The sequence below is a fragment of the Flavobacterium album genome (assembly GCF_003096035.1).
Lineage (GTDB): Bacteria > Bacteroidota > Bacteroidia > Flavobacteriales > Flavobacteriaceae > Flavobacterium > Flavobacterium album.
Genome location: NZ_CP029186.1, coordinates 992803 through 1016770 on the forward strand (window position 1 = coordinate 992803; position 23968 = coordinate 1016770).

Sequence of the window (23968 nt, forward strand, 5' to 3'; positions counted from 1 at the left end):
CTACATTCTGAAATAGTTTAGAAATCTGAAATGGCCGCATGCATCCGTATATGCGGGATATCATCTTCCAGGTACTGTTCGCCATCCTGAACAAAACCATGGCTTTCGTAGAATTTTTTGAGGTATAGCTGTGCTGATATTGTGATATTGCCGGTACTAAAATGTTCCCTTATTCCGTCAATGGAAGCTTTCATAAGGCCGTGGCCCCATTTACGATCGCGGAATTTTGGGCTGATAACCACCCTGCCTATAGAGGCATTTTCAAAATAATATCCCGGCGCAAAAAGGCGGGTATAGGCAACAATTTTATTGTCAAATGTACCTAACAGGTGTAACGCTTTGGCGTCTTTGCCATCGATATCCTGGTAGACGCAGTTTTGCTCCACCACAAACACTTCGCTGCGCAATTGCAGTACTTGGTATAGTTCGTCCAGCGAAAGCTCGTTAAATCGCTTTATTTTGAATTGTGGGTTCATAAGAATTTTATCGACCTGATTATGGATTCCAGTTCCATGATAAGGTCCCTTTTAGGTGAAGACGGGCTATAAATAAAACCTTCGACAATAAGGTAGCAATTGTGCTTATCGTCCCTTATAGCATAATTGAGGAAGGGGCCATTCATGAAATCGCCTTTCATTTCCCAGTTGCCTCGTGTCTCAAAGGCGCTTTTGTTGTTAAAGCCGGTCATAAAAAAGGAAGGCGAATAGGCTTCCTCGGTGATCATGTACGTATCCGCTTCGGTACCGTGGATGTATAGGCTGCCAACAGAATCGCGCATCTTTATGATGTTATTGAGCATGTCCTTGTTCTTCTCGATCACATTATCCGGAACGGTATAAAGCAAAATATTGGTATTCCCGCTGGGTATGTCCTTCTTGAACCAAACGAACTTATCCCCCTTTACAGGCAGGCTATAAGATTTGGGGACTTTGATTGAAATTCCATACCGTGATGCAATGTCTTTTTCATCCAAAAGCCCTGCCTTTTCGTTGCGCTTTTGGTTCTCTGCAATCTCTGTATTCTTTATTGTGGTGATAATCTCTTCGGAATGCATATCGATAACCTCAAGCAGATCGTCTATCGTCCTGCCTGTTATCGTGAATACATTCTGGGGAGCGCACTTGCTGTCCTGCTTGTACCTGAAATCCTTTTTGCCGGAGTTCTCAATAACAATGATGTTACGCCGCCTGGTAAGGTCGCCTTCAAAAGCAGCGCCATTGTACTGGGTAAGGGTGAATATAGGCTCTTCCTGGCTAAGGCCGTCTATGGGTGCGGCAAGCCTTTTGCGCAGGCTGTCGCCTACCTCGCCATTCCACAGAACATCGCTTATCACAATAGATATTTCATTGATATTGCCTGCAGAAGCGCTTTCATCAGTTTCCCGGTCGCTCTTGCAGGCAATAAAAAGAATAAAAATAAAACAAACCCATTGTTTCATTTTTGTGGTATGTTGTAGTTTAGTTAGCAGCCTCAACCACTTTAAGCTTCATGCCCGGCTGGATGCTTTCGCCCTGAATCTTGTTCCAGTTCTTAAGGTTCTCTACAGTAACGCCCGGGTGCTTCTTAGCAATGCTGAACAATGAGTCGCCTTTTTGCACGATATACATGCGCTGGTCTTCATAGCTGTTGTCCCTCACCCTTTTTGCAGGCTCTTTTACGGCAACTGCGGTTTTGGTTTCAACGGCAACTTCTGTAGTTGCAGGTTCTTCAGCAACTTCAGCGGTTTTTTCAGCAACAGCGGTTTTAGCAATGCTGTCTTTCGTCTCTTTTGTTTCTTTAGCGGCAATAGCCTCTTCTTTCACAGGAACGCTAACAATAATCGTTTTTTCGATCTTAAGCTTCTGCCCTGCCTGGATGTTATTGCCTTTTATCTTGTTCCACTTTCTGAGTTCGGCAACCGAAACGCCATATTTATCAGCGATAGCGCCAAGGTTGTCGCCGCGTTTTACAACGTATGACTTTATTGAAGTGGACGTAGATTTTTTCTTTTTGTATGTTGGCCTCACAGAATCGTTCGATGCAATTGCCGTTTCCGATTTCAGGAAGAATGGCTTTTCGCGAAGGCTTTCCTCATAATCTATATAGGCATACACTCCCGCCTCATTGGAAGCAAAGATGGCAGCCTTATCTTTAGGAAGCCTGATGAAGTGCGCTTTCTCAGCAGTGAACGGAACAACGTCTAATTTATAGATCGGGTTCAGGAACTGCAGTTGGCTTACAGGGATATCAAGCAATTTCGATATCTGTTTGAACGACATCTGGCGTTTCACCATGATCGTGTCGGTCTCAAAATAAGTAAGCGGCGCTTTCTTTGCTTTTATGCCGTGCTCTTTGGCATATTCGTAAATATACATTGTGGCAAGGAAGGTAGGCACATAGGCCTGTGTTTCCTGCGGCAGGTTTTTCCTGATGTTCCAGTAGTTGTGGTATGTGCCTGAGCGGCGTATCGCTTTGGTAACGTTGCCCGGCCCGGCATTGTAAGATGCAAGCACAAGGTCCCAGTCGCCAAAAATATTATAAAGGCTCGACAGGTACTGGCATGCTGCTTCGGTAGCTTTCAATGGGTCGCTGCGTTCGTCAACATACGAGTTCACTTCAAGGTTGTACTGCTTTCCGGTAGGGTACATGAACTGCCAAAGGCCGGTAGCCCCTACCCTTGATTTTGCTCTCGGGTTTAAAGCCGACTCAATAACGGCAAGGTATTTTATCTCGATAGGCACGTTGTACTTGGCAAGGTGCTCCTCGAACATAGGGAAATAAAATTCCGATATGGCCATAAGGCGCTCGTAGGAACGCGGCCTGTTCTTCAGGTATGACTTTATGATGTTTTCCAGGCCTTTGCTGTACTCGATATTGAAAGGCGACTTAGCATCGAGCGTGGCAAGCCTTTTCTTTAAAAGTTCGGTATCAAGGGCATAGTCCACCTCAACATCAGGATTGATGTTTTTCAGGTCCTGCTGCATGTCCTCAAATAGGTCGGCACTGGCAAGCTCTTTCAACCAAAGGCTGTCGATGCAGGCCATTTCGGCATGGTGGGTAAAGGTAGATTTTATGGAATCTAAGTAGGATAATTTCGTTTCAGTCTTAAAAGTGATGCCTGCATCGGCGCTTTCCTGGGCAAACCCCGCAAAGGAAAAGAGCGCGAACACAAATGGCAATGTTCTTTTTTTAATCATAATTTAATTTTTTAACCTGTTAAATTATAAGCATTTACAAGCAAGCTTGTAAGCTATAACTTTGAAAGTTGTATTCTATTGTATATTTTAACACACTAGCCCTGGATGGCAGCAATGCCGGGAAGTGTTTTTCCTTCAAGCATTTCCAGCATGGCACCGCCGCCTGTGGAAACGTAGCTCATTTTCGGCTCAAGGCCGAATTGCTTTACCGCAGCAACCGAGTCGCCCCCGCCTACAAGCGAGAATGCGCCTTTTTCGGTAGCTTCTGCTATAAAATTGCCCAGCTCGATCGTGCCTTTGGCAAAGTTTTCCATCTCGAAAACACCCAGTGGCCCGTTCCATAATATGGTTTTGGACTCCAGTATTACTTTTTTGAAATTCTCCAGCGACTTCGGCCCGGCATCAAGCCCCTGCCATCCGTCCGGAATTTCGTTTACATCAACCACTTTCGTGTTGGCGTCATTCTTAAACCCATCGGCAGCAATAACATCTACCGGAAGGTGTATCTGTACGTTTTTCTCTTTTGCTTTCGCCAGGATCTCAAGGGCAAGTTCCTGCTTATCATCCTCGCAAATGGAGTCGCCAATCTTGCCGCCCTGTGCCTTGATGAAGGTAAAAGTCATACCACCGCCAATGATAAGGTGATCTACCTTGTCAAGGATGTTCTCGATAACCGTTATCTTAGACGAAACTTTCGATCCTCCCAAAACAGCCGTTACCGGCTTCTCGCTATTTTTCAATACTTTGTCAAGGCTTTCGATCTCCTTGGCAAGCAGTGTGCCAAATACTTTATTTTCAGGGAAATAATTTGCTATTATCGTTGTAGAAGCGTGCGCACGATGTGCGGTGCCAAAAGCGTCGTTCACATACACATCGCCAAGTCCTGCCAGTTTTTTTGCGAAGCCTTCATCGCCGGCTTCCTCTTCTTTGTAAAAACGAAGGTTCTCCAGCATCAGCACTTCGCCCGGCTTCAAATCTTTAGCAGCCTGCTCTGCTTTTTCGCCGATGCAATCGTCTACGAATTTTACAGGGACACCCAGTATTTCTGTGGTTTTAGCTACAATATGCCTTAAGGAATATTTATCCTCTTTGCCTTTCGGCCTGCCCAGGTGCGACATTAGTATTGCACTGCCCCCGTCTTTAAGGATCTTATCGATAGTTGGCTTTGCGGCTTCAATCCTTGTATCGTCGGTAACGTTGAAGTTTTCGTCGAGCGGTACATTGAAATCTACCCTTATTACAGCCTTTTTATCTTTAAAATCAATATCTCCGAGAGTTTTCATTCAGTTGTGTTTTTAAGTTGATGTCTTTTTGAGGAAAGGCAAATATAGGCGTTTCTGTTAATAAATTGCCAAAAAAATGTTCACAAAGATTTGTAAATTTGTTGTAAATATATGAATTACAAAGGTTTAGCTAAGTGTTAAATAACATAAAACAGAAGTATTTTGTAATGAAATGGCTTCTTTTACGAAATAAAAAAAAAGTACATTAAGCTCTTTCAGGGCTTTCCCTACGCTTGTCATACCGGGCGTTACTCCGGGATACAATGTATAATTCCTCCGGAGTTGCTATCCGGAACTCATATATTGATAACAGCAATTCTAACCCAAAACTCAAAAACCCCGAACCCCGAACCCAATCTCAGCTCCTTAGCACCTCAGCCCCTAAGCAACTATTTTTCCCTATATTTGCCCTATGCTTTTTTCAGAGATCATCGGCCAGGGCCACATCAAAAGCCATTTGACCAAGAGCGCGTCGCAGGGGCGTATTCCCCATGCACAGTTGTTCATCGGGCCGGAAGGCTCGGGTACTTTGCCTATGGCTATTGCTTATGCGCAGTACATCCTTTGCAGCAATGAAGCCGGCGAGAACAGTGGGGGCAACGCTGCCTGCAACCTGAAATTCGAGAACTTTTCGCACCCCGACCTGCATTTCGTTTTTCCGGTAGCCACGAATAGCGACGTGAAAAGCCACCCCGTGAGCGCCAACTTCCTGAAAGCATGGCGGGAGTTTATACACGAAACGCCCTACGGCAGCCTTTTCGACTGGTACAAGAAAATCGATATACAAAACAAGCAGGGCCAGATAGGCGTTGACGAGGCCACCGAAATCGTAAAGTCGCTTTCGCTAAAAGCCTATGAGGGCGGGTATAAAGTGATGATCATCTGGATGGCCGACAAAATGAACACCGCCACGGCCAACAAACTCCTCAAGCTGCTGGAAGAGCCGCCGCAAAAAACAGTTTTCCTCTTAATCGCCGAAAGCGAGGACGACCTGCTGCAAACCATACTCTCCCGCTGCCAGGTACTGCATTTTGGGCCGCTGAGCGAAAATGCGATATCCAACAACCTTGCGAACAAACTCAATATCCCGCAGAATACAGCTACAAAAATAGCGCACCAGGCTCAGGGAAATTATAATAAAGCGCTACATTTGCTTAACAAGACCGACGACGGGATGCCGTTCGAGGAATGGTTCGTGCAGTGGGTACGCGCCGCTTTCCGGGCCAAAGGGAACGCTGCCGCCATACAGGACCTGATAGCCTGGAGTGAAGCCATAGCCGGCATCGGACGCGAGGCGCAGAAGCAGTTCCTGAATTTCTGCATTGATATGTTCCGCCAGGCGCTGCTGATGAACTACAATGCAAAAGAACTGGTTTTCATGGAGCCTACAGTTGAAAAATTTAAGCTTGAGAATTTTGCCCCGTTCGTGAATGGCAATAATATCAACGATATTTTCAAGGAGCTGAGCGATGCGCTGTACCACATAGAGCGCAACGGTAATGCAAAAATCATACTGACCGACCTTTCGATAAAACTCACCCGTCTAATCCATAAAAAATAGACTTATGATACCACAGCCCGCCATTATTATCATACTCGCTTTTTTGGCCATAACCTTCATACAATCCGGCTACGATAAAGTAACCGACTGGAAAGGCAACCTCGAATGGCTGAAAGGCCACTTTTCGCAAACTCCCATCAGAAATATGGTGCCGCAAGCGCTGTTCCTTATCCTGGCGCTTGAGGTTCTTTCGGGTGCGTTTGCAGTAATCGGGATCATTGAGATACTGGTGAATGAAGGCGACCAGTTCCCTATTGTTGCCGGGATATTGTCGGCTGTAACGCTGCTGTTCCTGCTTTTAGGGCAGCGCATGGCCAAAGATTATGACGGCGCCCGTACCATTGTCATTTATTTTATCCCTACTGTTTTGCTGCTGCACTGGCTGCATAACTAGTTGCAATTCTCTTGCAGATAATTTGCCATAAAAATTATGGCGTAAAAGGCATGGATCAAAATACCATATAGTTTCTTTCGGAAATATGCCATGTTTACTACTGTTTCCAGATGCCATCACCCATATAGTGGGCTGAACTATTTCTAATAGCAAATAATTATATTTAATTAGGTTAACACCTGCGTGAATATTTAAAATATGATTATAACGCTTAGAATATTCCAATTCCTCTTTTATATCTTTTTTTCCAATATTATAAAGTCAACTCCTACAGTCCAAAACACTTTGCTGTTTAAAGTTTTGTTAAAGAATATTCTTTCATCGGATTTATTGGTAATACGTCGGAGTTAGAAGGAACAAAAAAAAAGCCGCTTAATTAAACTTTAACTTTGTTTAATTATTGATGGTATTTTGAGCCGAAAGACTGAATTATTATCTATTTAACGAATAAATATTGCGAATATCGCATTTAATCAGAATTTTCTTTGGTCTGTTTTGATTAAGTGGTCTGTAACATGTAGTTTAAAAGGTCATGCATTTTGTCAGTTAATTTTACCGTTCAACGAAAAGCCTTGGATAAATTAATAATAAAGCCACCTATTGATAATTTTGAGATTTTATGATAAAATGATAAAATATAATAATTTTTTAGCTATCTATTGTACCATAAATAATATCAATGGAAAGTTTTAAGAATCCTTTAACAATTTGTATTTATTTGCCCTCACTTATCAAAACAATTTATGAATCGAAAATTACTCAATTTTATCGCCCTGTTAGTACTGGCGATAACCTGTATTGTACCGACCAGACTATCGGCACAAACTACCACAGTTTTCAGTTCCGATTTTAACACGTCTGCAGGTACCACCTATAGTACGGTTAATGGAGCTATTGGCACAAGTACTACATGGTCGTTGCTGCGCAGCGGTAGCGACTTTGGAGCGCGCATCAATTCGGGGTATCTTGCCCTTACGAATGACGCGACCGGATCTTCCAACGTTTCGGGATGGGCGCTTGCCTACACTTCGGGTGCCCTGGCATCGCCGTACAACACAACGCTATCCTCTAACCCCGGGCTGGTGACATGGACATTCAACATGCGCCAGATCAGGTCGAACCCATCCGGTACGGCTTCCGGTTATTATGCGAATGCGTTTATCCTTGCAGGTACATCGAATACCACGGCAACCACCGGATCGGGCTATGCCGTTATACTCGGCCAGTCCGGAAAGACCGACCGCCTTAGGCTTATCCGTTACACTGCCGGTATTAGGACATCTTCTGACCTGCTTACATCAACTACGGCGGGACTTGGCGATTTTGGCAACCAGTACCTCAGCGTAAGGATAACCTTCAACCCGGCTACAGGTGTTTGGGAAATGTTTGTGCGCAACGACGGCAGCGTGTTCCAGGATCCTGCGGCAGGCAGCCTTACATCCCAGGGAACCGTAACCAACACCACTTCTGCGGGTACCGCCCTTCCGCTTATAGGCGCGTACTGGAACGGTGGCACTAAGCGTAACCAGACTTCGTTTTTCGACAATATAAAAGTTACGGTAGCGACACCATTCATCACAACGCTTTCGCCCCCATCACGAATTGCGGGGACAGGTGCGTTTAACCTTGTGGTTGGCGGCAGCAACTTTACCGCGGCATCCGTAGTGAGGTGGAACGGCAGCAACAGGACAACAACTTACAATTCCTCTACCGGCCAGCTCACAGCAGCTATCCTTGCTACCGATATTGCTACGGCAGGAACGGCAGCGATCACTGTTCAGACCGGTACAGCAATATCCAATTCTGTGACATTTACAATAGACCAGTTGAATGTACCTACTATTTCACCGTCTACAAACGTGTTGCCAAGCTTTACTACGATAACGGGTACAGCATCGGCCGCACAAAGCTTCACGACAACAGGTACCAACCTTACGGGAAGCATCACCGCATCGGCTCCTGCAAATTTTGAGGTTTCACTTAACAGCGGGTCCGGCTATGCAGCACAGATCACTACGATCCCCGCAGCAACAACAACCGTTTACGTAAGGGCCAAGAACACTACGCCAGGCGTATACAGCGGCAACATCACGCTGTCTACTGCAGGTGGTGTATCCAAATTCGTTGCTGTTTCGGCAGTCGTACTATCTACCGAGCCTACCACATCGGCTTCTTCGATAGCTTTCAGTAACGTCACATCCATTTCTTTCACTACCGGATGGACGCCGGGCAACGGCACCAACAGGCTTGTTGTTATGCGTTCAGGCTCCGCAGTGAACGCCCTGCCGGTTGATGGTGTTTCTTATACCGCTTCAACAGTATTTGCTTCAGGAAGCGACCTTGGCGGAGGTAACTACGTAGTATACAATGGTACATCGAACTCCGTCACCGTTACAGAGCTTTCGCCAACAACTACCTATTACGTTTCGATATTCGACTTTAATGGCTCTGGCGGTACTGAAAATTACCGCACAACATCGCCGTTAACAGGCAGCCGTGCAACGCTAAATGCGCCTGCCGGCCTTCAAATTACTGCATTGAATACCATCAATACGATCACTTTCGACAGCTCTGTGGAAGGTGTGAATAACAATACTTTTAACGGTGGCGGGTTAAGCCCTATCCCGGAGCAGGGTGAACTAAACTCCAACGGGATTGCTATCTCCGGCTTTAGCATAGGTGATATAGCTTTCGGCGGCGACAGCCCTGAAGATACAACCTACGATAGCGGCCAGTCGGACGGCGGTGAAGTCGATGCGGGCCTTTATGCCTTTCAGGTATTGCCGGGCAACTATGCGCTGGGTGTACAGCCGGCAGCAGGAGAATTCTCGCCGGGAACCATCACGCTAAAGTTCCAGAACCAGACCGCATCTACCATTACATCGGTAAGTGTGGGCTACAAAATATACGTCTATAACGATGAGGCGGGCTCTAACAGCCTGAACTTAAGTTATTCTACAACGGCAACCGGAACGTATACCGCGCTGCCATCGGTAAACTTTACCACAACCGCTGCGCCTGATGCCACACCAGGATGGAAAGCTTATTACAAAGTAGTAACAATTCCTATCACTGTTGCTTCAAACAACTACGGCTTTATCCGCTGGAGCGGCGCGGCAGTATCGGGCACAGCATACGATGAGATCGCGATTGATGATATCGTTGTGGTAGGAAACCCAACCTCAACATTCGCATCATTAAGCGGTACGGCCGAAACCTTTACAGTTGCCGGTAATGCTATGCTGTCAGGTGCCACTACAGTAAATGGCGATATTGCGTTCTTAAATAACAGCTACCTGGCAATAGGGGCAAATACCCTTACGCTAAGCGGCACGGTAACCAACACCACAGCAGGCGGCCTTCGCGGCAGCGCTTCAGGTAGCCTGGTAGTGAACGGTTTGGTAAGCCCGACCCTGAGCTTTGACCAGACCACCGCAGGCACGACCAACCTGCTGAACAACCTTACGATAGCTACGACCAATGCCAATACTGTAACCGCCGGAAACACATTTGGTGTGGCAGGCACACTTACCGTAAACGAGCTGCAAACGCTGAATATGGGTACCAATGCACTTTCGGGAGCACTTACAACAATCGTTAACAATGGTATCATTACTACACAAAACACCTCGTCTACGCCACTGCCAACAGGCAAGACATGGGGCGGTACCGGTACTGTTACACTAAACGGATCGGCTCAGCAAACGCTTGTGCCGGGCACGTATAACAACGTTACCATCAGCAATGCTGCGGGTGCGGTCGTGACTATTGGCAACGCCACCATCAACGGAATACTATCATTGCCTAACGCCAATCCATCGGCTACGCTCGGAAGCTTGTCAACAGGCAGCAATACGCTGTTTTTAGGACCCGATGCTACTACTTCCGGTATTGGGGAGGTAAGCGGTATTGTTACACACAACACAGGCATTATAGCGAATAAACTATACAACTTCGGGTACCGATATACCTCAATACTTTTCCCTCCTGTAGGAACGCTGCCAACATCGATGAGCCTTAAAATAGAACTCGGAGTAACACCTACGAACAAAACAGATGCAGTGTCAAGAAGGTATGAATTCATCCAGACCGGTGGTACGGGCACTAAGGCGATCATTACGTCGCATTACCTTGATACCGAGCTTAACGGAAACACCGAGAGCAGGCTGGTAGACTATGTTGTGCCAATTGGGGCAGGAAGCGCTATAGAGCAAAGCCGTACCAACTACAGTACTATTAATAATTTTGTTGAGCTATCGAATGTTAATGTGGCTTTCTTCGGATCAACATTTGGCACATACCAGCTTGGTTTTGCCAATTCGCAGGCCGCTACACTGGTGTGGAATGGTTCGGTAAGTAACTCATGGACAACAGCGGCTAACTGGACACCTACAGGAAGCCCTTCGTTTGCGACAAACGTAATAATACCGGATGCTGCGACAACACCTAACGTCCCTACTTACAACGACGGGTCGGAAGTAGCCACGATGTCTATTGAGTTGGGTGGGATACTGAATGCGCCTGCCGCCTCAACTTTTACCGTAAAGGGCACAAGCGGTGCATGGATCAACAAAGGTACTTTCAACCCATCTACAGGTACCGTGGTGTTTGACAATAACAGCAATGCTGCCGATGCTACCATTGCAGGTGTTACAACCTTTAATAACCTTACCGTAAATTCAGGGACTACGCTCAGGGCGCTTACAAATGCCGATATTCGCCTTGCAGGTACATTTACGAAAACAGGTACCTTTATAACAGGCGCGATACACAGTACATTCCGTTACACCGGAACCAACCAGACTGTGGTTACGCCAAACGGTGCCCAGTCCTCGTACCACAACCTCGTAATAAGCGGTACAGGTGCTGTTTTCCCGACAACTCTAAATATAAATGGCGACCTCACTATCAACAATACTGTAGATTTTACCGGAAAAACCATCGCAATGACAGGTATTGAAGAAGAAGGCCAAAGGATATTAGGTACTGTAAATCCTGTATTCAATAACCTTACGATAAACAATACCGCAGCCGATGTGTCGTTAGCTACAAACATCACAGTAGCCGGGACACTGACACTAACTTCCGGAAGGCTGAATATCATCGACAACAACCTTACCCTTGGTACAAACGCTGTCGCAGGGACTTTCTCTTCTACAAGCATGATTGAATCTGATGGGAATGGTGTGGTGAGAAGGCCGTATACCGGAACGGGATCTTACTTCTTCCCTGTGGGAGAGGGTATTGACACCAAAGTATATTCGCCAATAGCCGTAAACATAACATCAGGAACTTTCAGCGGCGCCTATGTAAGCGTAAATATGAGGGATGCAAAACATCCGAATAATAATAGCCTTACAAACTACCTCACGCATTATTGGAACGTGACACAGACCGGAATAACCAATGCGGTTGCGACAGTTACAGCTAATTATACCCCTGAGGATATCGTGGGTTCTGAAAACAATATCGCAGCAGCCCAGCTTAATGGCACCTTTAACGTAAGCAGTAACCCGTGGATCAAGTACAGCCTGTTCTCTGGCGGTACATTAACTGCCGCCAATGCAACGCTTACAGCAGGCCAGACCTCTTCTTTTACAGGCATCAATTCTTCTGCAGTTGTGGTGGATATTACGGGTGAAGGCGCATTTTGCCAGGGCGATGCGGTTACGCTTTCAGCTGATGTTTCCGGCGGCACCACGCCTTACAGCTATACATGGTCGGGCGGCCTCGGAACAGGCGCAACGGCTACACCTCCTACGGCATCTGCAGGAACCACAACATATACCCTGACCGTGAGGGATGCCAATGGTATTGCTTCAACTGATACGGCCAATGTGACGGTTACTACAGCTCCTGTGGCCGGTACACTTAGCAGCAGCCAGGAGATATGTGCCAATACCACACCTGCCAATGTAACGCTGACAGGGTACAACGGAACGATCGTTCGTTGGGAACGTTCTACATCAACCGCATTTACCAACCCGGCGTTTATTGCGAGTACATCGGCAACATTAACCGGTGCACAGATAGGCAGCAACCTGACCTCGACAAGGTATATAAGGGCCGTGGTACAAAATGGCTCGTGCCCGATAGTATATTCTAATGCGATCGAGATCAAGGTAAGCTCTACCACATGGGATGGTACCTGGAGCAACGGCGTGCCGACAGCAACCACGGCAGTAATATTCAATTCGGATTATACCCTTACTGCAGATATGTCTGCCTGTACGGTGGTTGTAAATACCGGCGCTAATGTTGTTGTGCCATCAGGATTCAACATGACGGTAAACGGCGCGGTAACCGTAAACGGAGGAACATTTACGGTACAAAATAATGCGAACCTGGTACAGGTACAAAATGTAAGCAATACCGGGAACATCAGCGTTATAAAGAACAGCTCGCCTATATACAGACTTGATTACACGATGTGGTCATCGCCGGTGGCAGGGCCTACGCTTGAACAGTTTTCTCCTATGACGCTGCCTAACCGTTTTTACCACTACAATCCTGTGAGCGACGCCTATGCCACCGTACCGGGAAGCACACCATTTGATAACGGTGTAGGCTACCTCATCCGTGTGGCCAACGACCATACGCCTTTTGTAAATGCCGGCACTCCGGGCACAATATGGACAGGTACCTTTACCGGCGTACCGCACAATGGTAACATAAACGTTGCGGTTACTCCATCCGGAGGCGGGGTAAGAGGCTATAATGCTGTAGGTAACCCTTATCCGTCGTCTATAAATATTGCCGATTTCTATGCGGCAAATGCGAATAACCTGGGAACCGATACCTCCATATACTTCTGGAGGAAGAAAAATGATGCCACAGCTTCGAGCTATGCATCGCTTACACTCGCGGCTTACATAAGTAACAGCGCATTGGGCGGGGATACCAGCAACGGCGTGTTCAGCAATCCTAACCAAAGCAGCCAGTGGGTGATCAATACAGCCCAGGGCTTCATCGTTCAGGCTAAAACAAGCACTATCGCTTTCACCAATGCGATGCGTAGGGGCGTGAACAATGGGCAGTTCTTCAGGAGTGCACAGGATGCGTCAATATCGCGACTTTGGCTGAACCTTAACGGCCTTCAGGGCGAATTTAGCCAGATGGCTGTAGCTTACACCGAAAACACTACGACTGGCCTTGATTATGGCTGGGACGGAAGGGCGCTTACCGATGGCGAAGTAGCGGTTTACTCTCTTGCCGAAGGATCGCAACTGGGTATCCAGGCAAGGCCGGCATTTGATGCTTTGGATGTAGTGCCGGTAGAATATAAAATTACCAATGCAGGTACCTACACCCTATTGCTAGACCATGTGGATGGCGTATTTACGGAAGGACAGGACATTTTCGTAAAGGATAACTTCTTAGGCGGCGCAACACACAACCTTACGGAGAGCCCTTATGAATTTACTACAGAGGCCGGTACCATAACAGGGCGTTTTGACATCGTGTATGCCGAAACCCTTGGTACAGCCAACCCTGTAGCTGAAAGCAACAAGATCCTTGTCTACAAGCAGGGCAATGCCATCAATATCAGCTCCGGCAATGTAGATATGAAGTCGGTTTCCGTGTATGATACCCGCGGAAGGCTTTTATACAGTGCCGATGATATCAACGCTGCAACAACAGCTATAACCGGATTGCAATTGCAGGAACAGATGCTTATCGTAGAGATTACGACTGCATCGGGTACCAGGACAAGCAGGAAAATAATTTTTTAGCGTCTGCTCCCCCAAATTAATTCTTATATGAATTAGAAACCGGGCCTTAGGGTCCGGTTTTTTTTATCTGACAATTCAATAGTGAGCAACTTTTACCGTTCCGGATAGTGGCTTTATCATGACATTTTATAAGACAATCCCGGTGTCATTCACCGATCAAATATGCCGTTCATTTTTAACTGCCTCATTTTTAAAGCAATATTATTGTTAAATTAATTTGCCCTGAAAATGCGTTTATTTACTTTTGCCGCCAAATCCAACTAAAACCTTATGAAACATAATTACTTCAATTGCTGTAAAACGGCCACGATGCTATTTGCAGTTTTTTTAAGCAGCCAGGCATTCGCCCAAGTTCCTACAAGCCACGACGAAGCATCCAACTACGCGGAAGGTGAATTTACTTACGGTGCAGGAAAAGGTATGGGCTTTGTGCCATGGCAGCTCCAGGGAGCAAGCGATACATCAGGCTTCTCATTGGGTAGCAGCACTGCTGTAAACATGGGCGACGTGAACACCGACGGCCAGGCTTTTTACCTGTACGGATATAATGACGAGGGTGTTAAAGCGGCACGTTATTTCCGTGGTACAGGATCGGTGTCCGATCCCGGGGACTCGAGGTCGTTCCTGCTACCGGGACAGGTATTTTCCATAAAAATCGCTATTGCAAACCGTAACGGCTACAAAGGCATCAACATTACTTCGGACGACGGCAGCGACAGGCTTGCTACCTTTGCCGTAGATGGCAATACTTACAGGTTCGGCGACCCGGACGATGACAGCTTTACCGGCGTTAATGACGCGTTTTCATTCGATACAGAGTCGGTATTCATTGTAGAAGCCTACCAGCTTACCGACAATACCTGCGAGATAACACTAACCCGTGGCGATGTTTCTATAAGCACAGGAATAAAGGCAGGCCAGATAGGAGGATTCAGCCTTTATACGGGCAGCACGACAAGTGACGATCCTTTGAACAGGCTTTATTTTAATAACCTTAAGATCGAAAGAAGGTGTCCTGATTTCACTACCTGGAATGGCGCCACCTGGGATAACGGCACGCCGGACATCACGAAGCAGGCCTATGTTACTGCCGGCACGCTGACAGTAGACGAAGATATGGAAATGTGTACGCTGTTTGTAAGCGGAACGGCACAGGTAATTGTAGAATCAGGGGTCAACCTTACTGTGGCCAACCAGGTTAACGTAGCATCTACAGCGGCTATGAGCGTAGCTAATAATGCCAACCTGATGCAGATAGATAACGTTCAGAATACCGGCAACATTACGGTATTCCGTAACAGCTCGGCCCTTAAAAGGCTGGATTATACCTTGTGGTCTTCCCCGGTTACAGGGCAAAACCTGTTCGGGTTTTCACCTCAGACTTTACCAAACCGTTTTTATACCTATAACCCTGTAAGCAACATGTACAGCCCGATTCCGGATCTTGGGCCAACATCCGAAATGTTGTTTACCAAAGGTCATGGCTATATGATCCGTATGCCGAACAACCATCCTGACACCCCGACCGTGTGGCAAGGTAAATTTACAGGAATTCCTAACAGCGGAACGGTTTCTGTACCGCTGAATACAAGCAACGACCCTGCAAATCGTTATACCCTGGTTGGAAACCCATATCCTGCTTCCTTAAGCATTGCACGTTTCATCAACAGGAATGCCAACATAATCACCGGCCAGGTTTGGTTTTGGAGGAAAACGAACAATCCGGCCAGTTCCAGCTATTGTACCGTTACAGCTTCGGGCGACTATGTAGGCAACCCGGACCTGCAGAACAATGAAAGTTATGACCCGAATGGCATCATCAGGACGGGCCAGGGCTTTTTCGTACAGGCAAGCTCAGCATCGCCGTCAACGCTTATTTTCAACAACAGCCTGCGTGAGGCCGATAATTCCAACAAGTTCTTCCGTACCGCAATGGATGGCGAAGTAATGCAGCCTGAAATAAACCGCTATTGGCTTAATGTTACCAAAGACGGCGAATTCTTCGGCCAGATGCTTGTGAATTACAGGACCGGCGCTACCATGGGCATTGATTATGGTATTGATGGTGAAGCAATGGACGGTGATGGCGCTTTGGGCTTATATTCTACTGCGGGTGATTCGAAACTGGCTATACAGGGCAGGAGCCTTCCTTTCGTGATGGAAGATATCGTTCCGTTAGGGTTCAGGGCCAATGAGGCAGGAACAGTGAGCATTGTGCTTGACCGGTTTGACGGCCTTTTTAACGAACAGGATATTTATATCAAGGATAACCTTTTAGGTATTACGCACAATATCAAGAACGGCCCGTATGAATTTACTACAGAGGCAGGTACATTTACCAATCGTTTTGAAGTGGTTTATGCCGAAACGCTTAGTACAACTAACCCCGTATTTAATGCAAACAGCGTTATTGTTTACAAACAAGGCAGTAGCATTGCTATCAATTCCGGGAATGTAAACATGGCTGCCGTAACTGTTTATGACATGAGAGGCCGCGTGCTTTACCAGCAGGAGGGCATTAATTCGACAGAAACCGCCATCACCGGGCTACAGGCGCAGCAACAGGTGCTTATCGTACAAGTAACAACTACAGAAGGAAATAAAGTAAGTAAAAAAATAGCTTACTAATCCTAAAAACAGCTTTGAAAGGGCCGGAGTAATTTCCGGCCTTTTTTGTTTGCTATTCAATCAGAAGTGTCCGGCAACCCTATTTTGAAAATTTTACCACCAAGGGCACAAAGTGTTTTCACTAAAGTACACAAAGCAACAAAGTAGAAATGTTATGTATTTTGAATCAATTTATTGCATAATTTTATCTGCATGCAGATAAAAATTTATTTCACGCAAAGCCGCTAAGACGCAAAGTTGAGCGCCCTAAACATTGCAATGCAATGCTTTGCGGCTTCTAAACACATCAATTCGGCATGAGTCTTAGCGCCTTTGCGCCTTTGCGTGAAAAAAAACTGACATATTAATAATAACATTTTTTATTGATTTGACTATAAAAGGACACAAAGCCTTGTGGACTCCCGCCGTTGGCGGTCCGTGGGTGCCATGTGGTAAAAAGAAAAGTGTCTCCACTTTTTAATTTTAATAACAGTATTTTCGTCTCACAACAAGTGTGTATTGAGACCTTGCAGGTGATAATTTAAAAAAAATTCGGACAGTTCAGTATTATTCCAGCGTTGCCCGGAACAGCCTGAGCTCGCCCCATGAAAAAGCATCGCCAAGCTTTTCTTTTAGTTCCCCAAGCGCTTCGCCGTCAAAGCCTTTAAAAGCTTCGGCAAGAGCCGCTATTTTGTCTGCCGGGAGCACATCCCCTATCTCAACCTTTCCGACCTCTATAAGCTTAGCTAAATGGCTTTGGATGGTAGTTTCCGTAAGTTTTCGGGTTGTTGCAATATCCGCAATAGATTTTTTTTGCTGCCAAAGCTCAAAAGTTTCTTCGAGCGTGCTCTTTTTAGGCTCTGCGGTTTTTTTCTTTTTAGGCGTATAACGTTCCCTTACGTAAAGGTCTTCCTCCTCTTCCTGGTTCATAAGCGAGGCAGGGTTATTGCGCTGTGCTGCCCGGATGGCTTCCAGCTTTTTGGCCTTATAGGACTGGATCTCCGGCGAAATCAGGTTTTCGCGGCTTACCGCCTCCCCGGCCAGCACAATATCCATAAGCAGCTTTGCCTTCATCAGCCTTATAGCCGCCGCTGTCTGCATTTCCTCGAGTTCGGCCAGTTCTTCATAGAACAACTTAGCTTTCCGCTGGCGCTTTATCTCCTCCATGGTTTCCAATATGCCCAGTGCCATCCTGTCCATCGTGGGGAAAAAGTAATTGGCCGCAGCCGTAACCCTTTCGCTTACGAAAGCCATGTCTACTGGCTGCTGGCTGAAAAGCTTTTGCAACTGGCTTATGAATTTCCCTGAAGCATCGAGCATGCCATATATCGAATTCTCCTGCCGGTTCGCCCATTCGCGGTAGCCCGACTTCAGCGCTTTCGGGCCTTCCTGCAGGTAACTCATCTTATGCTTTTGCCATTCGGCCGCCAAATCGCCCCACATAAAGCTGTTTATCAGGTAATTGTAAATAAAGTTCTGCGTTTCGCGTTTCAGTGAATCTTCCAGATGCGCCTCTTCTGCCCTGCCTGAAGCATAATCCATCACATCGGCATCGCTCGAAATGCCATTCATACGCATCGGGGAAAGCAAAATAAGCCCCTCTAACGAACGCAAACGCGATAAAGCTACGTAGGCCTGCCCCGGCATGAAAACCTGCGATACATCGAGCACAGCTTTGTCAAACGTTAGTCCCTGGCTTTTATGGACGGTTATAGCCCATGCCAGCCGTAGCGGGTAATGCACAAAAGTGCCCATCACTTCTTCCTTTATCTCTTTCGAAAGGTCATCCACATAGTAGCGAACGTTCTTCCATTCGTACTTGTCTGCTTCTATGGTAAGGTTTTCTTCAGGGAAATGCACCAGTATCTCATCTTCAGCTAAAGATTTCACGATACCAATCTTCCCATTAAAATAACGCTTTTCGGGCGAAAGGTCGTTCTTAATGAACATTACCTGGGCGCCCACTTTCAGCTTTAGCACCTGCTCTACCGGGTAGATCTTGTCAGGAAAATCGTCAACGATCTCAGGCTGGTAGGTATATTGCTTTCCGTCAAGCTCGTCCAGTGAAGTGGCATTAATGGCATCGGCTTTAGCATTATGCGTAGTGAGCGTTATATAGCCGGTATTTTTCTTCAGGTCGAAATCCGGTTTTACAAATCCGTTGAGAATAGCAAGGTCATTTTCTGTTATAACATTGTTCCTGAGATTGTTAAGTACGCCAATAAAAGTACTGTCCGTCTGGCGGTATATCTTATCAAGCTCAATGTATAGTGGCGGGTTCTGCTGTATTACATGCGAATGGAAAAAGAATTTTCCCTTGTAATATTTTTTAAGCACTTCCCATTCTTCATTCTTTACCACCGGCGGCAATTGCAGCAGGTCGCCAATAAACAACACCTGCACCCCGCCGAAGGGTTGCTGCTTCTTGCGCGTAGTGCGCAGCATATAGTCTATAGCATCAAGCAGGTCGGCGCGAAGCATACTTACTTCATCAATAACCAGCAATTCGAGATTTTGCAGTACGGCCTGCTTGTCGGCGCGCATCCTGAAATGGCGCCTCAGGCTGTCTTTGGTCTCAAATTTTACCGTATCGGAAAACTGGAACGGCAGATTGTGTTCCGGTATAAAACCCGCAAAAGGCAGCTGGAACATAGAATGTATTGTAACTCCCCCGGCATTTAGCGCGGCTATCCCAGTAGGGGCAACAACCACTACATTTTTATGGGTAGTACGGATAATCTCGCGGAGCAGCGTGGTCTTTCCCGTGCCGGCTTTCCCCGTAAGGAAGACGGACCTGTTCGTTTGGTTAATAAATCGCAGGGTATAAGAAGCGGCGGTAGATAAAGTTTCCATTGGCGTGTAATTAAAAGCCGAAAGTAAAGAATTTTAGCGAATTATACGAAAAAAATCTTATACTAGTATTAAAAATGTTCCCCGTGGAACACTAACAAAAATGCTCCCATTTGGGAGCATCTTATATTCTAAATAGTACAACTATTTTTTGTCTTCTTTTGCTGTAGCGGCGGCAGTATCTTCGGTCTTAGCAGAACCTTTATAACTGTCGTTCAGTTCTTTAAGTATTTTGTCGGTAATATTGTAACCATCTTTAGCATACAGGATTGAAGATATATCGGCTGTAGCATAGATATAATCGTAGCCATTCTTTTTTCCGTACTCTTTGATATATCGCTTCATTTTGCTGGTAACGCTGTCATTTTTCGGGCGGAATTCATCCTGAAGCTGGCGTGTCATGGCCTGCTGCATCATATTCAGCTCCTGCTCCCTTTTTTGAAGTTCCTGGCCTTTCAGCTGTGCCCATTGCGGCCCTTTTACCTTAGCCTCATTTTCAAAGCTCGATGCCTCAAGTTTCCACTGCTGTACCCTTGCATCAAGGTCCCTGCCCATTTCTTCCATTTTAACTTTGCTCTGGCTTTCCAGGTCTTTAAATTCCTGTAGCGAATCTGAAAGGATTTGGATATTTACATATGCAGTTTTAAAACCGGCTGTAGCTGCCGTTTGATTTTCTTTGTTGCATGAAAACAATGTTACAGCTAAACCGAGTATCAAAAGTGATTTTTTCATTTCCTGATTTTAATTATTAAATTTCGGTAAAAGTAAGAATTAGTTCCAACCTACCAAAATACATTTCAGATTGAAGATTTCAGATCTTAGATTAACTTAGTACCGCTAAAATCTAATTATAAGGATTTACTATCTTATTGACGGCACCTATAAGATTTAGCAATAAAAATTGGCTTCAAATAAAGCGTTTTAAGCCATTTTCTCTTTTTTGACGGCTTGTACCTTATTTGTTGCTCTAAAACAATAGGAGATGCGCTCTAATTAATTTTTAGCGTTTTTGAGCACATAAATATGCGACGAATACTCCATATTTTGTGCTGCTTTGCGATTTGACTTCCATCCCGTCAAAAATCCTTTCACAAAACTCATTTTTCCGGTTCTATATTTTTCTGATAGCAGGCTCACATAAAAACTGTCAAATTTCATCGGTAGCACATTTACCAATTCTACCCCCTGACGTGCAAATAGTTTTTCGATAGCTGTTTTTGAAAAATGCCAAAGGTGCCTCGGCACATCAAAGGCCGCCCAATAAGCTCCATAATACTTTGCGTCATACGATTTGAAATTAGGCACCGCAATAATAATTACGCCATCCGGTTTAAGTATCCTCTTAAGCTCTGTTATCTGGGCTTCAACATCGGGTACATGCTCCAGCACATGCCACATTGTGATCACGTCAAAAGAATGATCTATAATTTCGGAAAGGCTGTCTGCAAAAGTTACGCCTTTGGCAACAGCTATTGATTTTGCTTTTGCACTTGGCTCTATTCCCGTAGTATCCCAGCCATTGGCTTTGGCTACCGTTAAAAAATCCCCCGTACCTGCGCCAATGTCCAGTAATTTGCCTTTTTGTGGCTTGAATCCCTGAATCAGCTTAATTTTATCCCTTAGTGCCTTTTGCTTTACGGCATGGTATAATTTTTCGAATAATGAACGTTTGCCATCGGTATGCGAAATATAGTCGTCGCTTTCATAATAGCGCCCCAGGTTTTCGGGTGACGGCTGTGGGTGCGTTTTAAGTAGCTGCAATTCTTCGTCGAGCAGCAATTCAAATTCTTCTCCGGATACCGAATGGTCTTTAACTTTAATATAAGTAGTAGCGTTACTAAAATCCATTAGCTTTTATTGTATTCGTCTTTTAATGCTTCAAGGTATTGTATCGTGATGTTCTTATACAGCGAATCATCAGCAAGACAATCTTCATTGTTTTCGTTGATAACTGACATCGCAAGGAACTTTGCCGTAGAGCCGACAATGTTGGCATCAGTTTCTACATTAGACACCATAAATTGCGAAATGTCAAAATATTTTTCCAGTTCAGCATTCTCATACAGGAATACTTTGAGGCGATGTCCATCGACAGTTACCCAATAGGAAACATCTGTATAGCTTCCGATACTGTACTTGTTTGCCAAAAACTGTGCAAAGGGCATTTTCCTTTGATTGTTCTCAAAAATGAATGCTGTAAGCCCTTTGTCTTTTCCTAATATCTCTTTGCCATTATACATCAGGACAAAGCTGTTTATTTCAACGGTGTGCCTTGGCGTTATGCATGACATTGCCAACGCCATAATTAAAAACACGAAAAACCCTTTTCTGCAAAGGGTTTTTATAAATAGTTTCACGTGGAACATTGGATTCATCGGCCCATATGTATTAAAAGCACGGATATGTCACTTGGCGAAACACCACTGATGCGCGATGCCTGCGATATGGTAACCGGGCCTATTTTTTTCATTTTTTCACGGGCTTCATAGGACAACGACTTTATTTTATCGAAATCGAAGTTCTCCGGTATCTTAACATCCTCAAGCCTGTTCAGCTTGTCGGCATTGTTTCTTTCCTTTTCAATGTAACCCGAATACTTCACCTGTACTTCGGCCTGCTCCATTACCTCTGTATCCAGATCATGTTCTTCGACATATTCGCGAACCTTTTCAAGCCCCATCATGTCAACAAGGTCAATTTGCGGACGGGAAAGCATCTTGAACATTTTATCCGGCTGCACTATTGGCGACGATTCTTTCGCTTCGAGTATCGGATTAGCTTCCGCAACCGTTACGCTGGTTTCTTTAAAGAAGTTTACAAAAGCATCACTCGCATCGCGCTTCTTCTCCATCCTGCGCATCCTGTCTTCTTTAGCAAGCCCTAAATCGAATGACAGCGGCGTAAGCCTGAAGTCGGCATTATCCTGGCGTAGCAATGTGCGGTATTCAGCACGGGAAGTAAACATCCTGTACGGTTCTTCAGTGCCTTTTGTGATAAGGTCATCTATAAGCACCCCGATATACGCTTCATTCCTTTTCAGGATGAACGGGTCTTTATCATGCACTTTGAGGTGGGCATTAATACCCGCCATCAATCCCTGCGAAGCGGCCTCTTCATAGCCTGTAGTACCATTAATCTGGCCTGCGAAATACAATCCTTCAACCAGTTTTGTTTCCAGCGTATGCTTCAATTGCGTTGGCGGGAAGTAATCATATTCTATCGCATAGCCCGGGCGGAAGAACTTCACATTCTCAAAACCCACCACCGAACGTAGCGCTTTAAACTGTACATCTTCCGGCAGCGATGTCGAGAAGCCGTTTACATACACTTCAACGGTATCCCAGCCTTCAGGTTCTACATAAAGCTGATGCCGGTCTTTATCAGCAAAGCGGTTTATCTTATCTTCTATCGAAGGGCAATAACGTGGGCCAAGGCTTTTAATACGCCCGTTAAACATCGGCGAACGGTCAAAACCTTCCCTGAGAACGTCATGAACCAAATCGGATGTATAGGTCATGTAGCAGGAACGTTGGTCCTTCAGTGGCTGCGTCACGTCCGAATAGGAGAACTTAGACGGGTTTACATCGCCCGGCTGTTCTTCCATTTTTGAGTAGTCCAGCGAGCGGCCGTCTACACGTGGGGGCGTACCTGTTTTCATCCTTCCGGCAGTAAATCCTGCACGTACCAAATCCTCTGTAATACCGTATGCAGCGCCCTCACCTGCCCTGCCGCCACCAAACTGTTTCTCCCCAATATGGATCAGTCCATTCAGGAACGTGCCATTGGTCAGCACAACGGACTTCGCTTTAATTTCAATTCCAAGGGATGTGCGTATTCCTTGTATCTTTCCATTCTCTATAAGCAATCCTGAAACCATTTCCTGGTAAAAATCCAGGTTCGGCGTACGTTCCAGCATAAGCCTCCACTCTTCTGCAAAACGCATCCTGTCGCTCTGAGCACGGGGGCTCCACATGGCAGGCCCCTTGCTCTTGTTCAGCATACGGAATTGGATCGCGGTCTTATCCGTCACGATGCCTGAATATCCGCCAAGGGCATCAATTTCGCGCACGATCTGTCCTTTGGCAATACCGCCCATGGCAGGATTGCAAGACATCTGTGCGATGTTTTGCAAACTCATTGTCACCAGCAATGTCTTCGACCCCATATTAGCAGCAGCGGCCGCAGCTTCGCTTCCTGCGTGCCCGGCCCCAACCACTATCACATCATATACCTCGTTAAACATTATATTTCCTTTCTCTATGTTCCACGTGGAACACGTAATTTATTAGTAGTTATTTTTCTATTTTTTATTGCTCGTAATGAATGTGAACAGACAGTTAAAACTATACTTTTAAACGAAACGT

General features: G+C 45.8%; 13 protein-coding genes. 4 read left to right on the plus strand and 9 right to left on the minus strand.

Features of this window, described 5'->3' with window-relative positions; translation table 11 throughout:
* Positions 1 to 17 precede the first annotated feature (17 nt).
* The 4 genes from HYN59_RS04395 to HYN59_RS04410 all read right to left on the minus strand — a co-directional run bounded on the left by HYN59_RS04395 (position 18) and on the right by HYN59_RS04410 (position 4459).
* A complete protein-coding gene (locus tag HYN59_RS04395) occupies positions 18 to 476 on the minus strand; it encodes a GNAT family N-acetyltransferase (protein ID WP_108777106.1) in 459 nt (152 codons plus the stop codon).
* Entirely contained in the window at positions 473 to 1438 is a 966-nt protein-coding gene (locus tag HYN59_RS04400; RefSeq protein ID WP_108777107.1) for a DUF4837 family protein, read from the minus strand. The genes HYN59_RS04395 and HYN59_RS04400 overlap by 4 nt, the downstream gene beginning before the upstream one ends.
* A 19-nt stretch (positions 1439 to 1457) precedes the next feature.
* Positions 1458 to 3176 carry a lytic transglycosylase domain-containing protein gene (locus tag HYN59_RS04405; protein ID WP_108777108.1) on the minus strand — a complete coding sequence of 573 codons (1719 nt, stop codon included), beginning with the start codon at positions 3174 to 3176 and terminating at the stop codon, positions 1458 to 1460.
* Between the two features lie 95 nt (positions 3177 to 3271).
* Positions 3272 to 4459 (minus strand): phosphoglycerate kinase, encoded by a 1188-nt coding sequence (locus tag HYN59_RS04410; protein WP_108777109.1) that lies wholly within the window; start codon positions 4457 to 4459, stop codon positions 3272 to 3274.
* A gap of 412 nt (positions 4460 to 4871) precedes the next feature.
* On the opposite strand from HYN59_RS04410, the gene HYN59_RS04415 reads away from it, so the two are divergent.
* From HYN59_RS04415 to HYN59_RS04430, 4 genes are all read left to right on the plus strand, one after another.
* Positions 4872 to 6020, plus strand: coding sequence for a DNA polymerase III subunit (locus HYN59_RS04415; protein ID WP_108777110.1), 1149 nt, complete (start codon positions 4872 to 4874; stop codon positions 6018 to 6020).
* A gap of 7 nt (positions 6021 to 6027) precedes the next feature.
* Positions 6028 to 6414, plus strand: coding sequence for a DoxX family protein (locus tag HYN59_RS04420; RefSeq protein WP_181369545.1), 387 nt, complete (start codon positions 6028 to 6030; stop codon positions 6412 to 6414).
* A 743-nt stretch (positions 6415 to 7157) separates the two neighbouring features.
* Positions 7158 to 14147, plus strand: a complete 6990-nt coding sequence (locus HYN59_RS04425; protein ID WP_108777112.1) for a T9SS sorting signal type C domain-containing protein — start codon at positions 7158 to 7160, stop codon at positions 14145 to 14147.
* A 270-nt stretch (positions 14148 to 14417) separates the two neighbouring features.
* On the plus strand, positions 14418 to 16775 hold the full coding sequence (locus HYN59_RS04430) for a T9SS sorting signal type C domain-containing protein (RefSeq protein ID WP_108777113.1): 2358 nt from the start codon (positions 14418 to 14420) through the stop codon (positions 16773 to 16775).
* A 546-nt stretch (positions 16776 to 17321) separates the two neighbouring features.
* Here HYN59_RS04430 and HYN59_RS04435 read toward each other — a convergent pair.
* The 5 genes from HYN59_RS04435 to mnmG all read right to left on the minus strand — a co-directional run bounded on the left by HYN59_RS04435 (position 17322) and on the right by mnmG (position 23847).
* Positions 17322 to 19607 carry a helix-turn-helix domain-containing protein gene (locus tag HYN59_RS04435; protein ID WP_108777114.1) on the minus strand — a complete coding sequence of 762 codons (2286 nt, stop codon included), beginning with the start codon at positions 19605 to 19607 and terminating at the stop codon, positions 17322 to 17324.
* Positions 19608 to 19748: 141 nt separating this feature from the next.
* On the minus strand, positions 19749 to 20336 hold the full coding sequence (locus HYN59_RS04440) for an OmpH/Skp family outer membrane protein (RefSeq protein ID WP_108777115.1): 588 nt from the start codon (positions 20334 to 20336) through the stop codon (positions 19749 to 19751).
* A 261-nt stretch (positions 20337 to 20597) separates the two neighbouring features.
* Entirely contained in the window at positions 20598 to 21452 is an 855-nt protein-coding gene (locus tag HYN59_RS04445) for a class I SAM-dependent methyltransferase (protein ID WP_108777116.1), read from the minus strand.
* On the minus strand, positions 21452 to 21907 hold the full coding sequence (locus HYN59_RS04450) for a hypothetical protein (protein ID WP_108777117.1): 456 nt from the start codon (positions 21905 to 21907) through the stop codon (positions 21452 to 21454). The genes HYN59_RS04445 and HYN59_RS04450 overlap by 1 nt, the downstream gene beginning before the upstream one ends.
* 68 nt (positions 21908 to 21975) lie before the next feature.
* Positions 21976 to 23847, minus strand: coding sequence for a tRNA uridine-5-carboxymethylaminomethyl(34) synthesis enzyme MnmG (mnmG, locus tag HYN59_RS04455; protein ID WP_108777118.1), 1872 nt, complete (start codon positions 23845 to 23847; stop codon positions 21976 to 21978).
* Between the last annotated feature and the right edge of the window lie 121 nt (positions 23848 to 23968).

What these genes read in the sequence shown, in the direction of transcription:
- HYN59_RS04435 (WP_108777114.1), bottom strand. Translation starts at nt 19,607, where the DNA reads ATGGAAACTTTATCTACCGCCGCTTCTTATACCCTGCGATTTATTAAC.
- HYN59_RS04400 (WP_108777107.1), bottom strand. Translation starts at nt 1,438, where the DNA reads ATGAAACAATGGGTTTGTTTTATTTTTATTCTTTTTATTGCCTGCAAG.
- HYN59_RS04430 (WP_108777113.1), top strand. Translation starts at nt 14,418, where the DNA reads ATGAAACATAATTACTTCAATTGCTGTAAAACGGCCACGATGCTATTT.
- HYN59_RS04410 (WP_108777109.1), bottom strand. Translation starts at nt 4,459, where the DNA reads ATGAAAACTCTCGGAGATATTGATTTTAAAGATAAAAAGGCTGTAATA.
- HYN59_RS04425 (WP_108777112.1), top strand. Translation starts at nt 7,158, where the DNA reads ATGAATCGAAAATTACTCAATTTTATCGCCCTGTTAGTACTGGCGATA.
- HYN59_RS04450 (WP_108777117.1), bottom strand. Translation starts at nt 21,907, where the DNA reads ATGGCGTTGGCAATGTCATGCATAACGCCAAGGCACACCGTTGAAATA.
- HYN59_RS04445 (WP_108777116.1), bottom strand. Translation starts at nt 21,452, where the DNA reads ATGGATTTTAGTAACGCTACTACTTATATTAAAGTTAAAGACCATTCG.
- HYN59_RS04415 (WP_108777110.1), top strand. Translation starts at nt 4,872, where the DNA reads ATGCTTTTTTCAGAGATCATCGGCCAGGGCCACATCAAAAGCCATTTG.
- HYN59_RS04440 (WP_108777115.1), bottom strand. Translation starts at nt 20,336, where the DNA reads ATGAAAAAATCACTTTTGATACTCGGTTTAGCTGTAACATTGTTTTCA.
- HYN59_RS04395 (WP_108777106.1), bottom strand. Translation starts at nt 476, where the DNA reads ATGAACCCACAATTCAAAATAAAGCGATTTAACGAGCTTTCGCTGGAC.
- HYN59_RS04405 (WP_108777108.1), bottom strand. Translation starts at nt 3,176, where the DNA reads ATGATTAAAAAAAGAACATTGCCATTTGTGTTCGCGCTCTTTTCCTTT.
- mnmG (WP_108777118.1), bottom strand. Translation starts at nt 23,847, where the DNA reads ATGTTTAACGAGGTATATGATGTGATAGTGGTTGGGGCCGGGCACGCA.